General features: G+C 71.9%; 19 protein-coding genes. All 19 read left to right on the forward strand.

Annotated features, from left to right (window positions below; translation table 11 throughout):
• The first annotated feature begins 219 nt into the window (after positions 1-219).
• The 19 genes from ACZ38L_RS34530 (at position 220) to ACZ38L_RS34620 (ending at position 15,189) form a co-directional block, all read left to right on the forward strand.
• Positions 220-909, forward strand: a complete 690-nt coding sequence (locus ACZ38L_RS34530) for a hypothetical protein (protein ID WP_465701063.1) — start codon at positions 220-222, stop codon at positions 907-909.
• Positions 910-1,291: 382 nt separating this feature from the next.
• Positions 1,292-1,648 (forward strand): hypothetical protein, encoded by a 357-nt coding sequence (locus ACZ38L_RS34535; protein WP_465701066.1) that lies wholly within the window; start codon positions 1,292-1,294, stop codon positions 1,646-1,648.
• Between the two features lie 238 nt (positions 1,649-1,886).
• On the forward strand, positions 1,887-2,174 hold the full coding sequence (locus ACZ38L_RS34540) for a hypothetical protein (protein WP_465701068.1): 288 nt from the start codon (positions 1,887-1,889) through the stop codon (positions 2,172-2,174).
• Between the two features lie 212 nt (positions 2,175-2,386).
• Positions 2,387-2,932: a hypothetical protein gene (locus ACZ38L_RS34545; protein ID WP_465701070.1), complete on the forward strand. Its 546-nt coding sequence runs from the start codon at positions 2,387-2,389 to the stop codon at positions 2,930-2,932.
• A 104-nt stretch (positions 2,933-3,036) separates the two neighbouring features.
• Positions 3,037-4,752, forward strand: a complete 1,716-nt coding sequence (locus tag ACZ38L_RS34550; protein ID WP_465701072.1) for a hypothetical protein — start codon at positions 3,037-3,039, stop codon at positions 4,750-4,752.
• Positions 4,753-4,820: 68 nt separating this feature from the next.
• Positions 4,821-5,129: a hypothetical protein gene (locus ACZ38L_RS34555; protein ID WP_465701074.1), complete on the forward strand. Its 309-nt coding sequence runs from the start codon at positions 4,821-4,823 to the stop codon at positions 5,127-5,129.
• A 256-nt stretch (positions 5,130-5,385) separates the two neighbouring features.
• Positions 5,386-5,574 carry a hypothetical protein gene (locus tag ACZ38L_RS34560; RefSeq protein ID WP_465701076.1) on the forward strand — a complete coding sequence of 63 codons (189 nt, stop codon included), beginning with the start codon at positions 5,386-5,388 and terminating at the stop codon, positions 5,572-5,574.
• 84 nt (positions 5,575-5,658) lie between these two features.
• A complete protein-coding gene (locus ACZ38L_RS34565) occupies positions 5,659-6,414 on the forward strand; it encodes a hypothetical protein (RefSeq protein WP_465701078.1) in 756 nt (251 codons plus the stop codon).
• Positions 6,415-6,543: 129 nt separating this feature from the next.
• Positions 6,544-7,344 carry a hypothetical protein gene (locus ACZ38L_RS34570; RefSeq protein WP_465701080.1) on the forward strand — a complete coding sequence of 267 codons (801 nt, stop codon included), beginning with the start codon at positions 6,544-6,546 and terminating at the stop codon, positions 7,342-7,344.
• 84 nt (positions 7,345-7,428) lie between these two features.
• Positions 7,429-7,683, forward strand: coding sequence for a hypothetical protein (locus ACZ38L_RS34575; RefSeq protein WP_465701082.1), 255 nt, complete (start codon positions 7,429-7,431; stop codon positions 7,681-7,683).
• A 279-nt stretch (positions 7,684-7,962) separates the two neighbouring features.
• The gene (locus ACZ38L_RS34580; protein ID WP_465701084.1) at positions 7,963-8,286 is read left to right on the forward strand and encodes a hypothetical protein; all 324 of its coding nucleotides are present in this window, start codon (positions 7,963-7,965) and stop codon (positions 8,284-8,286) included.
• 135 nt (positions 8,287-8,421) lie between these two features.
• Entirely contained in the window at positions 8,422-9,300 is an 879-nt protein-coding gene (locus tag ACZ38L_RS34585) for a class I SAM-dependent methyltransferase (protein WP_465701086.1), read from the forward strand.
• A 134-nt stretch (positions 9,301-9,434) separates the two neighbouring features.
• Entirely contained in the window at positions 9,435-10,112 is a 678-nt protein-coding gene (locus tag ACZ38L_RS34590; protein WP_465701088.1) for a hypothetical protein, read from the forward strand.
• A gap of 157 nt (positions 10,113-10,269) precedes the next feature.
• The gene (locus ACZ38L_RS34595; RefSeq protein ID WP_465701089.1) at positions 10,270-10,836 is read left to right on the forward strand and encodes a hypothetical protein; all 567 of its coding nucleotides are present in this window, start codon (positions 10,270-10,272) and stop codon (positions 10,834-10,836) included.
• Between the two features lie 2 nt (positions 10,837-10,838).
• The gene (locus ACZ38L_RS34600; protein WP_465701090.1) at positions 10,839-11,285 is read left to right on the forward strand and encodes a hypothetical protein; all 447 of its coding nucleotides are present in this window, start codon (positions 10,839-10,841) and stop codon (positions 11,283-11,285) included.
• 216 nt (positions 11,286-11,501) lie between these two features.
• Entirely contained in the window at positions 11,502-12,275 is a 774-nt protein-coding gene (locus tag ACZ38L_RS34605) for a PP2C family protein-serine/threonine phosphatase (RefSeq protein WP_465701091.1), read from the forward strand.
• A gap of 532 nt (positions 12,276-12,807) precedes the next feature.
• Positions 12,808-13,836 (forward strand): hypothetical protein, encoded by a 1,029-nt coding sequence (locus ACZ38L_RS34610; protein WP_465701092.1) that lies wholly within the window; start codon positions 12,808-12,810, stop codon positions 13,834-13,836.
• 118 nt (positions 13,837-13,954) lie between these two features.
• Positions 13,955-14,515 (forward strand): hypothetical protein, encoded by a 561-nt coding sequence (locus ACZ38L_RS34615; protein WP_465701093.1) that lies wholly within the window; start codon positions 13,955-13,957, stop codon positions 14,513-14,515.
• A 65-nt stretch (positions 14,516-14,580) separates the two neighbouring features.
• The gene (locus ACZ38L_RS34620; RefSeq protein WP_465701094.1) at positions 14,581-15,189 is read left to right on the forward strand and encodes a hypothetical protein; all 609 of its coding nucleotides are present in this window, start codon (positions 14,581-14,583) and stop codon (positions 15,187-15,189) included.
• The last annotated feature ends 94 nt before the right edge of the window (positions 15,190-15,283 follow it).

Here is a 15,283-nt window from a genome sequence, read left to right on the forward strand (position 1 = left end):
CTCCCCCTCCCCCCCCCCCTCCCCCCCCCCCCCCCCCCCCCCCTCCGCCTCCCCCCCCCCCCCCCCCCCCCCCCCCCCCCCCCCCCCCCCCCCCCCCCCCCCCCCGCACCCCCGACACAGCGCACGCCGGACGACGGCCGCGTGATCTGGACCGGCCTGGCGGCGGGTGGCACCGCCCCCAGGCCCATCCCTTCGGACGACAACACCATGGAGTGCGACATGACCGGCACCACCAAGGCCCGCATCACCGACGCAAAGAGCGCCCCCAAGGACCGGGCCATGAAGAAGGTGTGGCTGCTGGAGAACCTGATCTTCCACCCGCGCACCAGCGAAGCAGAACGCGCAGCCGCCGAGCGCATGCTGGAACGCGCCATCGACGCCGCCCGCGCAAAGGGGCAGATCACCGCGACGGGCCGCGACAGCAGCGCAGGCACCTGGCACGGCTACCGCCTCCCCGAGGTCAGCTACGGCGCGAAGTACGAGCAAGTCAAGAACCTGTCCACGACGGAGATCGCGAAGCGCATCCGCGAGGACATCAAGCTTGCCCGCAAGGTCGAAACGAAGCTTGGGGCCGACTGCGGCGCCGAGGTCGCCCTGGTCGACTCGCTCGCCGCGCTCGCCACCATGCCCAAAGAGATCAAGGTGTCGGTCCGTAGCGAGTACTTCTCTGGCGGGAGCGCGATCCGCGTCAACGTCTACAACCTCCCGGAAAAGGGCTGGGGCTACGTCCAGGAGGAGAACTGGCACGGGAACCCACAGTGGGTGCCCGGGCCGGAGCTGCGCGCGATCCTGACCGCCCTTGAGGAGATCCACGGCGCCTACAACTTCAACGGCTCTGACGCGATGGTCGACTACTTCCACGTGAACTACTACGGACACGTCGAGGTCGACTGGCGCGAACGCCCCTGATCGCCCGCTGTGTCTGGCCACTCCCGCTACGCCCCGAAACCTCGAATCCTTCGGGGCGTAGCCGGGGGCCGAGCGCCCCGCCCAGCGAGGCCCGTACCCGTGGCCACCGTCCCGGCGACCGAGCGGACACGCTGCGCCCGTTGCACGGCCCCTGGTGGACGTCCGCCGTGAGCCAGATCGTGGAGGACTGACGGCGCGTTCGCTGTGCCTCTCACCGGGGCGCAGCGTGTCCGGCGGTCGGGATTGGGGCCGGCCACCGGGCGGGGTAGCCCGAGGTTCGGACTTCCCGAGCATGCATGAGGTGTGATACTGTTCTCTTATTGGAAGGGGATGGCACCCCGCCCAACACCCCCCTTCGAACCAAGACCCGCAGGAGACCGACTTGATCGCTCAGCCTTCCGCCATCCTCACTCCGCTGTTCGCGGTGAAGTGGCACGACGCCGAGGGAGAAGGCCGCCGCAGCATCAGCGTCCAGGGGCCCGAGTTCACCTGCCAGACGCTGCGCGTCGAGGCACCGCCCATTCGGCAGGTGCAGACCCGCTGCCCGGCCCACCTCCAGGGCGGCCGACCCCTCCTCACCGTGACGCCGCTGGAGCTGGAGTGGCGCAGCATCAGCCGGGAGCAGGCCGCGGAAGAGGCCGCCCGGATCACCGGCCGGTGGTGGTCGACGATCCCCGGGTGTCACCCGCTGAACCAGGGAGCGCCACGGCGTACGAGATGGCTCAGATGGTCACGTTGATGGTCGCGGAGGGGAGTCCGGTGATCATCTCGGAACACGTGATCGGGCTGGTCTACATGGACGAGCCGTGGATGTGGGTGGCGGAGCGGACGCCGGAGACCTGGAACGGCTGACCGGCCCGACGCCGGGGGTGGGGCGGTCGGCCCGTCCCCACCCCCGGCAGGCCGCCGAATCCCGGTACACGGTCCCGGTCGATCCGAGATCATCCACACCAGCACCACCAACCAGGAGGCAACCCATGACCGACGCCCCGTCCCCCGCCCCGTCCCGGGTCCGGATCAACCTCGGTACCCACGCGCCACAGCCGGCCGCGCCGCGCTCCCGCGTCCGGATCAATACCGGCCGGCCCGAGGGTGAGGCCCACGCCGCCCGGCGCGAAGCCGCCCAGGTGCTGCGCACCGCCGCCGAGCGTCTCGACAGCGGACAGCCGGTCGACGTCGCCGCGCTGCGCAGCGTCGTCAACGAGCTGGAGGGACGGGGGCCGGTGCGCCCGCCCGTCCCACCGAGCGGTGCCGGGCGCGGCTGACCGGCGCGCGGGGGTTGGGCGGCCGGTGGCAGGGACGCCCAACCCGGACCGTCGGGAGCGCTGCGCCCCGCCGACCGGGTAGCGCGGCGTCGCGGTTCGCGGCTCAGCCCCCTTCCGATCGTGCGCAGCATGTGATATAGTTTTCTTGTTGAGAGGGGATGGCACCCCGACCACCGCCCCCCTTCGAACCGCCCCAGCAGAAAGGCCCCACGATGCGTGTGATCACCCTCGACCCCAAGGCCGCTGAATCCCTGGCCCCGCTCGCGTTCGGCTCGTTCGAGCCGGACGTCTGGGAGGACGGCGGATACCTCGCGACCTGGACCTACACCATGCGCGGCTGCGCCTGCGAAATCACTATCGCACCGGCCAACATGATCAACGATGCCGACAGCCCGGCCGAGTTCGTGCCGGTCGGCCCCTGGACCTACAGTGCCCGCTTCGACATCGCGACCAGCACGCCCCTCGCGGGGTCCGACGGTGCGCGGTGCTCCACCCCGGGCGACTGGACCCCGGACCGGGACGAGGAGTTCGGCTACCCCCACGCGGCGTTCGCCGACGCCCACGACGAACACCGCTTCGTGTGCTGGGAATTCCGCGCCGCCATCACCGACTGCCGCCGGTGCGGGGTCCTGAAGTGGGACCACTGCCCCGGAGGAAGCGTGTTCGCCTGCGAGGAGTACACCCCCGGCAAGGAGTGGGGCCGTTCCGCCTGGCAGTTCCGCCGCCTCCAGCGAGGCCTGGACATCCGGACCGACTGAGCAACCAACCCGCCGGGCGGCGGATGGCACCGCCGCCCGGCCCTCAGCAGCGGCCCGCCGCTGCGCCCCTTCGAACACCCCCCGTCAAGGAAGGCAGTACCCGCATGCCCGCGAGCAAGACCAAGACCGCCCAGCGCCCCGCCCAGAGCCCCCGGGGCCGGGTCGAGTACCGGGAGTTCCTCCCCGGAGAGCTGACGGTCGACCCGTTCAACCACCGCCAGGGCAAGAACGCGCCCCCGTCGCCGGAGCTGAAGACGAGCGTTGCCGTGCTCGGCGTCCAGGACGCCGTAGGCGTGCGTCCCCAGCCCGACGGCACGTTCGGTGTCTTCAAGGGCCGCCGCCGGCTCCTCTCCGCCCAGGAGGCCGCCAAGAAGGCCACGGCGAAGGGGGAGGAGGTGTTCCCCGTCCCCGCGCTGATCTACTGGGACCTGGCCGACGTCGACGACGACACCCTGCTGCTGTCCCTGCTGGAAAACCAGTTCCGCGAGAACGCCACCAAGGCCGACGAACTCCAGGTGGCGCAGCAGCTGGCTCTGATGGACGTCCCCGAGACGAAGCGCCGCAGGCACGCCCGGGCACTCGGCGTGCCGATGACCCAGCTGAAGGCTGCCCAGGGCGCGGCGCAGCTCGGGGCGGAGGCCGTCAGCAGCGCCCTGGCGGAGGATTTCGATTGGGTGGAGATGGACGAGTGGCGCCGGGTGGGTGGTGACCCGGAGTCGTTCCGGCGTCTGCGTCTGGCCAAGGCCGCCGACCTGAAGTCGGGCAAGCGGGACCGCAAGGAGTGGAAGAAGGCGCTGGAGGAAATCCGCGCGGAGCAGGCGCTCCGGGCGAAGCTGCAGGGCGCCGAGGAGGCGTTGCGGGCGTCCGGCATCGCGGTGACCGAGCACCAGTACCGGTGGACCTACGGCACCGCGCGGCCGCTCACCCACCTGCTCACTTCGCTGGGCCGTCCGATGACGGTGGACATCCACGCCCAGGTGTGCCCCAGCCACGCCGCCTACGTCGACCCCGACAGCTTCGAGCCGGTGTACGTGTGCACCGACTGGCACGCCGAGGGGCACCAGCTGATCGAGGAGGAGGCCGCCAAGCTAAAGAAGCCGGTCGACCCGGAGGCCGAGAAGGCCAAGGACAAGGCGAAGCGGGAGGGGAACGCCGCGTGGCGCACCGCCCGGGCCGTGCGGCTGGCCATGCTGGCGGAGGCCATCGCGGGCAAGTCGCTGCCGGACGCCGCCGAGGCGCTGGTCGAAGACACCGTCATGGGCGGGGCGTCGTGGTGGGTCAAGGCCGTTGCATCCAAGCGGACCGCGATCACCGCGCAGCTGCTCGGAGTCGCCGACCCCAACGAAGGGCGCGACCAGTGGACGAGGGCCGAGGACCCGTTCCGCGAGCTGATCGCCCGAGGCCCGAAGTCCCGCCGCAGCCACCGCCAGTTCGCCCGCGTGGCCGCCGCGATCGAACAGGTGGTGATGGCGGACGGCACATGGCAGGAGCCGACCGCCGAACTGGTCGAGTGGCTGCGCCTGTTGGAGAAGGAGTTCGGTCACACCCCGCAGGAGATCGAGGCGCAGGCCCTGGCCACATGGGAGCGCAAGCAGGAGGAAGACGCCACCAAGGACCGCGCGAAGCAGGAGCAGGACGGGGACGACCCGGACGAGGACGACGGCGACGCCGATGACGTCAGCATCCCCGAGGAGGTCAGCGACGCCGAGCCGGAGCAGTGCGAGGAGCCGACCGAGCCCACCGCAGAGAAGCAGCCGGCCCCGACCGGCCCCGAGCCGGCCGAGGCAGCCGACGAGGACGCCGAGCGGCCCGAGAGCTGACACCCGAAGGCCCGGGGCCGCGCTTAGGTGCGGCCCCGGGCCACCCCCAGCCCCGAGGAGTGATCACCATGGCCCGATACGAGTGGCCCGGCAACGTTGACGCCGCCGTCAAGCACTACGCGGCGTACCTGGAGCGTCAGGCGGACACGCTGGCCCGCATGGCCGAGCAGGACGGCCGCGGCCCGGAAGACCGCAAGCACCTCACCGAGAACGTGGCGTGGATCCGAGCCTCAGCGGCGGCAGCGCGCAGCGAAGAGGGCAGGGCGTACCTGCGGGCAACCGGCCAGTGGCTCCAGCCTGGACAGGAGTGGAGCGAGCGGGGGCGAGTACGCGAAACGGCGGCCGCCCGTCATAAGACGGACCCCCTGTCGAGCTGACAGCAGGCTGGCGCGGCCGCCGATCGGCGGCATCGCGGGCGCCGCACCCGGCGACGGGCGAGAGCCCGCCGCTTCCCTTCGAACCAACCCCGCAAGGAGGCCGGTTGCGAGGCTCCAGGATAGCGGCCCGCGCTGCTGCGCCGTGCACGCCCCAGCTTGCCCATCATGCGCATCACGTGATACTGTTCTCTTGTTGGCAGGGGGTGGCACCCCGCCGACCACCCCCTTCGAACCGACGAGCGTGGAGCAGTGACAGATGAGCGACAGGACCCCGCAGACCTCGACCGGCGACGCACCGGCTCAGCGCCCCGACTGGACCGCGCTCCCGGCGTCCGCCTTCACCAAGACGCCGCGCGCCACCCAGGTCGCCCTGTTCGCCGCGGGGGACGACCCGCTCGGCACGCCCTCGCTGCTCGCCGACGAGGACGAGTACCACCTGTTCTGACTCACCGGGCCGGACGGCGGATGGCACCGCCGTCCGGCCTTGCAGCGGAACCGCACTTCACCCTTCGAACCAAAGGACCCACCGATGTCCAGCACCGAACCGACCGACTTCACCGGCGCGCCGATCCTGTCCGCCGCGCTCAACCGCGCCGGAATCCCCGCCGAGGTGGTCAAGCGTTACGGCGACCAGGTCGCAAAGGTCGACCTGACCGTCGACGGGCGCTATCAGGCGCTCTACCTGTACTCCAACCCGCAGGTCAACGGCTTCTACTGGGAGGTTGACGACGCCTTTGGCAATGACTTCGACAGTGGCGTCGCAGACACGAGGCCGGTGGCCTATCCGCTCGACCTATGGCGCTCGGTGGCCGCCCGGATCCGCTGCCGCCGCATGGTCGCGCGCGTACGCCGCTGGCTTGCCGACGAGGGCGCCACTCCGGGCCGTCCCGCTCCCGTCCCGGTCCCGGCCCTGATCGCCGACGAGATGAACGGATGGACCTCGGACTTCTACCTGGTCGCCACCCTCTACGCCGATGCCCTGGCCACCGACCGGGCCACCCCCGAGGCAACGCCGGAGGACCTGGCCGCGCTGCACCCGGAACTCACCGAGCGGCGCAACCTGTTGGACGAGGACGGTTGGGAGACGGGAATCAAGATCGTCCACTCCTTCGCGCTCGGCCGGATCATCCTCGACACCGAGTGCTGCCCGGGGTCCGACTACTACATCACCATCTGCCCTGATCTGGTCGAGCGCCACGGGCCCGACACCTTGGCACGCTTGCAGCAGGCGTTCGACGGCGACGTGATGGCCGCCGCACACGCCATCCTCACCGGGAACGGCTGACCGGCCAAGTGGCGTCACCGGACGACATTCCGGTGACGCCACAGGTACCCGCTGCCCCGCCACGGCCCGAAACCGCACCCAGCCGCGCCGCCCAGGTGGCCGCCGGCCAACCGCAGAGGAGACACAACCATGGGGACCCCCCAAGAATGGGAGCAGCCGGGCGATGCATTCGCTGCTCTCGGAGCGCAGGTCGCCGCCGCGCTCAACAGGCGCTCCGCCGAGGACGAGCGCGGCTGGACACGCGAACGCGAGGTGAACGCCTACGGCTCTGTCACCCTGGCCCACCCGGCGGGCTGGGCGGTGCACATCTTCCGGGAGAAACCCCACCTGAAGGGGGCGGCCGGGCGTCGGCTCACGATCTGCGGCGTGGTGGCCGGAGAGTACCGGGGCGGGGCGCAGCACCGGATCACCGTCGCCGGCGACCGGGCCCCCGAGGGCATCGCCGACGACATCGCACGCCGGTTGCTGCCCAAATACCGGGTGGCGGTGCGCGAAGCGGCCACCCAGCGCGACGAGGAGGCCGCCAACACCCGGACCCGCGCACGGCTGCACGAACGGATGCGGGCGGTGCTGCCCGCGCTGCGCTCGCGGGCGGGTGGGCGCGACGATCACACGTACGGGTCGTTCTACAAGGGTGGCACCGCAAGGCAGCCGGAGCGTGCGCACGCGTCCGGCACGGTGCGGATCTCGACCCGCGGCAGCAGTGTGGATCTGGAGCTGGACGGTGTTCCGGCCGCGCTGGCGCTGGAGATCCTCGCGCTGCTCAATGCCGCCCAGCAGCCCCTCACGGGCCGCGTGATGCCCCGCGAGGTCGCGCCCGCGCCGCGCGAACTCGCCCCCGCCGTCCGCACGATTCCCGGTGTCGTGGTCGACACCGCGTCAGCCCCGGGGCCGACGCGTGAGGTTGACCAACTTGCCCCACGTGCGTAGCACATGATATAGTTTTCTTGTTGGCAAGGGGTGGCACCCCGACCGGCACCCTTCGAACCAGACCCACACCACCAGGAGGTACTCATGGCCGAGATCACGATCGAGGAGAACTGCGAGAGCTGCGCGACGCCCATCAGCCGCACCTCGACCGACCGATACCCATACTGGCAGCACACCGGCGAGCCGGACATGAAGGCGAACGGGTTGTGCTCGCTGCCGGAGCCGCGCCGCTTCTGCGCGCGGTGCGGCGAGCCGGCGACGGGCTGGCAGGACGCTTGGGCCGACTACTTCGGTTGCCGCCCGTGCAACAACTACACCCGCTTCCCGCTGGGGGACTGACCGCCGACCGACGGAGCCCGCCCCACGGGCACCGGGCCGGGGCGGCGGGATGCCACCCCGGTCCGCCCGTCGACACCCGGCCCCGGCCGAGCTTCGGGGTCAGCCCGGGGCCGCCGGATGCAGCCGGCGCACGCGGGCGCTTCCCGACGCGGGCGCGACCCTCAGGGGCCGGATCGAACGCAATGTGCATTGCGTGTGATATAGTTTTCTTATTGGGAGGGGATGGCACCCCGACCAACATCCCTTCGAACCAGACCCCCCACCATCAGGAGGTACTCCGTGCTGCTGTCCCAGGTCGCCGCACCGGCCGCCGCGCCTCAGGCCGGCCGGGCCTACGTCGCCGTCACCCGCGATGGAGGCATGAACGTCTACCTGCCCGGCGAGACCTGCTGGTCCTGCGACCAAACGTACGACCCCATGTTCCGCAAGGGCGTGCCGTGCGTGAACGCTCGCGGGCACGCCTGGTTCTGCGTGACCAACTGGGGAAAGGGTGCGTTCCTGCTCGCCGTGAAGGCCACCACCCGCGAGGAGGCCAAGCAGCGCGCGAGTTGGCTGATCGCAGGCATCACGCGGCCCGGCGACGTGACCCAGCTCCTGGTCTGACGCCTCACCCCGGGGGGCGGCAACCGCGCCGCCCCCGGCCATCCCGCCACGAACCGACGCAGGGCCGGGCCGCGCGCCGACGCAGGCCGGCCCGCCCCAACACGCCCCATCACCCCACCCCGAGAGGACAGCATCATGGCCCGACTCACCCGGCAGAACTCCGCGCTCCACCGCGAGGCGTGCGCCCTGGTCGCACAGGAGCAGGAACTGACCGAGAAGCAGAAGGAGTTCGTGCTGGACAACTGGCAGGAGGCCGACACCGCCACCCACGGCCTTGACGGCGCGTTCTTCACCCCGGCCGACCTCGCGCACGAGCTGTCCACCGAGGTCGGCGGAGAGGCAGACCGGATCATCGACCTGTGCGCGGGCATCGGCCGGCTCGCGTGGGCCTGCCGAGCCGACATCGACCGGCGGTGGCGCGGTCTGCCGCCGCGCGAGATCGTGTGCATCGAGCGCAACCCCGCTTACGTCGAGGTGGGCCGCAAGGTCCTGCCGGAGGCGACCTGGATCTGTGCGGACGTCCTGGACGTGCCAGCCATGGGACTGGGCCGATTCAACGTGGCGATCTCCAACCCGCCGTTCGGGTCGGCCGCGCGCGTCGGCGACTCCCCGACCTATACGGGCCGGCGCTTCGAGTATCACGTGTTCTCCGTCGCCGCCCAGCTCGCCGAGTACGGGGTGTTCATCATCCCGCAGGAGTCCGCGAACTTCCGGTACAGCGGCATGAACGGCCGCTACCGCGAGGAGCGTGACGCCGAGTGCCAGCGCTTCGAGCGGGAGACGGGCATCGTGATGGACTGCGGCGCAGCGCACGATCTGACGCTGTTGCGGGACCGGTGGCGGGGGGTGGCCCCGCGTGTGGAGCTCGTGACCTGCGATTTCTCCGACGCCCGGCGCGCCGCGCCCGTCCCGGCCCAGCAGCCCGCCCCCGCGGCCCTGCCCGCGCCCAGGGCCGCGCGCGTGAAGTCGACGGCCGCCCCCGCCGATGAGCTCCAGCTGTCGTGGAGCTTCTGAGCCACGCTCGAACCGACTCGACGCACGTGCGTAGCATGTGATAGCGTTTTCTTGTTGCCCAGGGTGGTGGATGGCACCCCCACCCCGGGCCCGACCCCCTTCGAACCGACCGCCACCAGCGAGGAGCAGCACACATGACCACTGTCACCGAGGCCGCCGCGCACGCCCGCCGCCTGGTCGAGGAAGCCCTGTCCCGGGCCGACTTCTCCCCCACCCGCCTGCACCCGGGCGAGCTGTGGCGGGGGCGCAGCACCGGGTACCTGGTCGGCGGGGACGAGCAGGGTGTGACGGTCAGCCGGCACCCCCTCCCGCTGGACCGGCCCGCGCGCGATGCGTACTGCCGGGCCGTCTGGGCTGGCTCCGAGCGGCACGGGGCGATCTGGGTCGCCGAGGACGGTCCGCATGGTTTGCTCGTCGTCCGTCCCGGCGTCCATGGCTGGCTGGGCCGGTTCGGCACGCTGGGCCCGACGACCGCGCTCACCGTGGACACGGTGGAGCAGGCACTCACCGGTGCGGCGTACGAGGTGTTCGCGATCACCGGGCACGGTGCGACCCACGTCCCTCCCGGCAACTCCCGGCCCATCGTGCTGGACATGCTCCGGCGGGACCTCCGCCGCGGCCACACGGTGAGGGTCGACGCCCAAGGCGTGATCACCGTGGACGCCACCGACCTCAACGGCGACGCGTACGCCGTGTACGTCCACCAGGTCCCCGCGTGGTGGGTCGGCTGGCTGTGCTCGGCGTGCGGGTGCCTCCAGCGCGAGCACCGCCCGCTCTACCAGCCGCTCAGCTGCGCCCAGTTCCAGCGCTAGCAGCACGGCGCGCGCTGCGCCCAGCGCCCCGCCAGCCGTCCCGGGCCGCCCAAGTATCGCGGGCGGCCGGGTCGAGGCCGACCGCGCAGCCGGCCCGACACGAACCCGGGCGCACCGCGCCCGCCGGGCGCATCGGCTTCCGACGATCAGCAGGGAGATGACCACCATGGCGTTCATCGCGCCGCAGGACGAGTTCTACATGTACGCCCAGCCGCTTGATCTGGGGGATTGGGCCTACGCCATCGACGACCCGGCACCGCTGTACGGACCGGGGTGGATGCCGTTCCACCGGGAGGTGACCCGCAACGAACCCGACCCGGCCGCCAGCATTCACCTGCCCATGGCGGTCCCGACCGGCAAGATCACCCCCGCGCGGGTGCGCCTGTCGCCGGACCTGGAGTTCCGGGCCTGGACGAGCCAGTACGTGACGCTGGAGCCCGGGCGGCCGGGCAGTCCGGTGGTCGGCGCGCGGATGTACCTGCACGTCGGGCGGTGCACGGTGCGGCGGGCGGTGGTCGACATCGACCTGAGGACTCGTCAGGTCATCGTGCCGGACGGCTGCCCCGACCGTCTGATCGAGGAGGCCGAGGTCAAGGGTCGGCGGGTTCTGACCGTGCTGCTGGCGGGGCGCGCGGAGCGTCGCCGCGGCGCCACCACGGCGGTCGGCCTGGTCCATCCAGGCCTGCGCGAGCTCCGGGCGGGCACCGAGGACGAGCAGGGGTGAGCGTGGCGGACGAGGCAGAGCCCACCGAGGCGGAGAAGGCGCACGCTCGCAGCCGGGCCGCTATTCCCCGCAGCCTGAGGCAGGTGCGGGCGTTCATCACCCAATTGGCCGGCCGGGCGCAGCGAAGCGCGGCCGAGGAGTACCTCCTCCAGTGCCTTCGCCGGGTCGCGGTCGAGAAGGAGGTGGCCGCCGCGCTGGCGCAGCGGCCGCTGCACCTCGGGCTGAAGGTCTTGGGGAACGCCTGGCCGGAGGCGGATCCCGCCACGCGCTTCACGGTCGAACTGAAGCAGTCCGGCCGGCGCCTGCTGCGCCGGGGCTTCCCGACGGCCCACGCCGCGCGGTGTGCGGCGGTGCGGCTGGCCGAGGCGGCCGACTGGCGCGTGCCGGAGAGCGAGTTCGGCCCGGATCACCATGCCGCGGTGCTGGCCGAGGAAGAGCGCCCGGCGTGACCTGCCGAGGGCGCCGGGCGCCGCCCAGGGGTGGGCGGCGCGCCTCTTGGGGTTGCCCCGCACTTAAGGGGCTGCCGATCTGAAGGGGTGATTGACCGCGAATCAGGGACCACCCCCTTCCCAGTCATGCGCAACACGTGATAGCATTCTCTTGTTGGCAGGGGGGTGGCACTCCGGCCGGCACCCCTTCGAACCCACTTCCGCCATGGAGGCACCATGCAGCACGACAGCAACAAGCCCGCCACCCCGGCCCCGCGCCCCACGCCGGACAGCAGCCCCTCCGCGCGGCGCCACGCCACCGCCCAGCACGTCGGCGGCCGCCCCCGCCAGTGCGACGCCACGGCCACCCGCCACACCCAGCACGGTGAGCACGCCTATGTCGTGCTCGACGGCATCGGGCTCGGTGCCGAGGTCCAGCGCTGGACGCGCCGTCAGGCTGTCCGGCTCGCCGCCCAGGTCACCCGCCTCTCCTGGCCCACCGAGGCGATTCGTCGGCAGCGCTGCGACAACGTGGCCGAGCGCAAGGCGCTCGGCCACGGGGGCCGCGCCGAGGAGCCGTCCGCCGTCGCGGTCGCCGCCCTGTGGACCCCCAAAGAGGGCCAGCTGGAGGTCAGCTGGTGCGGGGATGCCCGCGCCTACCTGCTCCACCCGGGCGGCCACCTCCAGCGGCTCACCGTGGACCACAACGGCCGCCAGGCCGCCATCGACATGGGCCTGTCCGCGCGCCACGGCGAGCGGCACTGGGTCCTGTCCCACCTCGCTTCCACCGACGGCGAGATCGGTACCACCATCCTGGATGTCACCGCCGGCCGGCTGCTGCTCGCTTCGGACGGGTTGTATGAGCCGATCGAGGACGGCGGCCGGAGCATTGCCGCCGCGCTCGACCGCCGCCGCAGCCCGGCCGACTGCGCCGATCACCTGGTGCGACTCGCGGTCGCGCTGGGCGGGCCGGGCGCGGACAACGCCACCTGCATGGTCATCGACTTGTGAGCACCCGTCCGTGGACCCCGGGCCCTCGCGGCCGGGGTCCACGGACGGGCCGGCCGCCCTGCGGCAGCTGGCCGACGCAGCGCCCCCGCCGGTAGCCCAACGGGGTAAGTAAGGGCGGCGCCAGGCCAACCCACATCCAACATGCGTTATATGTGATACTGTTCTCTTGTTGGTCGGAGGTGGCACTCCGCCCACCACTCCCCTTCGAACCACCAGCACCACGGAGGCACCACCATGCAGTACGACGGCAATGAGCGCGCCATCCCGAACATCCCGGGCCCGCGCCGCAGCACGGAGAACAGGCCGCCAGCCGGCCCGGCCACCCCCAAGCCTCCGGCCGCACCGGGCCGAGGAATCTCGCCCCAGCGCCACAGAGACAGCCAGAGCTGACAGCCATCTCGGCACGCGGGGGCGAAGTTAGCACCACCGGCGCCCCCGCCCATCCCAGTGACGAAACCGCCGCCACCGCGGCCCACCCGACATCCGCATCCGCCGACCAACGGGGTCGGCACCAGCAAGAGGGAGACCCCCGATGGACCACCTGCACCCTGACCTGCCCGCCACCCTGGCCACGCTGCGCACCGCCGGCTTGAACGCCAGCGTCGAGCCCTCGGACGGCCGCGGGTACCAGTTCCACGTACCCGGCCCGTTCGGCACCTACGTGCTCATCGGCAACCCGGTCGACCTGGGCGACGCCGACGAGGAACTGACGGGCTACCACGCCGAGCTGATGGCCCCCTACGGTGACCACATCCGAGTGCTGTTCGACTCCTGCCCCAGCAACGAGACCGGCGAGCCGGGCAGCACCGATCCGCTGCCCCTCGCCACGGCTCTGGTCACCGAGCTGGCCCGCGAGAGGTTCGAGGACTTCAGGGCCGAGGAGAGGGTGGAGGTCGTCAGCGTCACGGCCACCACCAACGGCCGGGGTCGGCCCGTCCACGACATCGCCCTGCCCGCCGACTGCCCGCCGGACGGCGTCCGCTCCGCGCTGGCCGCCCTGCGCGAGTTCGGCTGGCGCGTCCACCAGGTCGCACCCGACACCGAGGGGCGCCCGGTGCTGCGCCTGGGCGACCCCGACGGCCCGGGCGCGCCGTTCGGCAACCTGGGCAAGGTCGACGGACAGCTGTGGCGGGCCGGCTTCGACAAGTACCGCACCGGCGGACCGATCTGGGGCTACCAACTCGGCAACCTGGACAGCAACGGCCACGGCGTGTACGTCGGCGCCCACGGCCCGGGCGAGTACCAGCCCGGCGGGGCGCAGCCGCGCGCCGAGCTGGCCGACGCGCTCTGCGCGACGCTGGAGAGCTCGGGCGAGTGGCGGGTGGAGCGAGGGGAGTTCGACGCGCTGCACGTGACGGCCACGCCGACGGCGGAGGGTCAGCTGCGCACGTACGCGGTGCAGTGGAACCAGGACGTGGACGCCCGTTCGCCCGAGGAGGCGGCGCGCCTCGCGGTGGAGCGGGTGGGGCGGGAGGGGCTGCGCGAGGTCGACGTGTTCGAGGTCGAGGATGTGGACCGGCGTTGGACGCTGCGCGTTGCGGGGGCGGAGTCGGAGGCCTGACGGGGGTTCACCACACTTGGCAACGTGCGCAACATGTGATACTGTTGTTTTGTTGGCCGAGGGTGGCGCCCCGGTCGGCAAGACCCCTTCGAACCATCTCACCGGAAATGAGGCCGGCATGTACGCCCAGCCCTCCCACGGCACCCTGTCCCTGCTGCTCGCGGCCAACGGCATCCTGGCGAGCGCGATGACCACGGTCACCGACCACGGGCCGTCCCGCACCGTCATCGACTTGCCCGCCGCCAGCACCCACGCCGATGGCCGCCGCGCGCTGGCCGTACTGCGCGGCGCCGGCTGGGACTGCCACCAGCGCATCCCGGCCGCCGGTCGGCCCCGGGCCCTCCACCTGACCGGCCCCACCCTGGCCCCGCGCACCGCCTCCGGCGCCGGGGCCCAGGTCGACGAGTTGCTGTGGCGGGCCGGATTCGACCGCCACGTCCTGTACCGGTCCAGCTGGGGCTACACCCAGGCCCAGCTGTTCGACGACCCGGCGAGCGCCTACGTCGCCGTTCACCGCGGCTGCGCCCCGGACGACCTCCACGACTTCGGCAGCGAGTACGCGCGCACCCGGGCGCGGCTGGCCGAGGAGATGCGCGGCGCCGTGGAGGCGGAGGGCTGGACGACGCTTCAGCCCGCGTGCTCGGACCACAGCTTCCACGCCATCCCTGCCGCGGCCTGACGAACCGCCGCTCCGGGGGCCGCGCGAGTGCGCGCGGCCTCCGGGCCGAGACGAGAGGAACGGGCATGGCAACCAGGCACGTCATCCAGTTCAGCGGCGGCATCGGGAGCTTCTCCGCCGCGGTGCGCGTGGCCGAGCGATACGGCACCCGGCACATGGTGCTGCTGATCGCGGATGCGCACTCCGAGTACCCCGACCTGTGGCGCTTCGCCGACGACGTCGCCGCCTACTTCGGACTCCGCCTGACCGTGGTGGAGGACGAGCAGGGGCGCGACCCTTGGGACGTCTTCCGCGACGTGCGCTACCTGGGCAACAACCGGCTGGCGCAGTGCAGTTACTGGCTCAAGCAGAAGCCGTGCCGGGACTGGGTCGAGGCCAACTGCGACCCCGGCGACACCGTGCTCTATGTCGGCATCGAGGGCAACGACCACGACAAGGCCCGTATGCCGGCCATCGTGGACGGCTGGTCACCCTGGCCGGTCGTCTTCCCCGTCGCCGAGTGGGACGAGAAGCCGGCCACCAAGGAGGCGCTGTTCCGGGAGTCGCGCGAGCGCGGGATCGAGATCCCGCAGCTGTACCGGGACGGACACGGGCACAACAACTGCAAGGGGCTGTGCGTCAGGGGCGGCAAGGGCGCGTTCCTGCGCACACTGAAGACCGACCCCGAGGCCTAGGTCGTGTCCCACTTGGTGGTGTAGCCGATCACTCGGTGGGCGTGTTGGGTAGTGCGGGGGCGCTTTCGGGGAGCTTGGCTGGGTAGAGCTGGTC

This window comes from Kitasatospora sp. NPDC024654, from assembly GCF_055559155.1.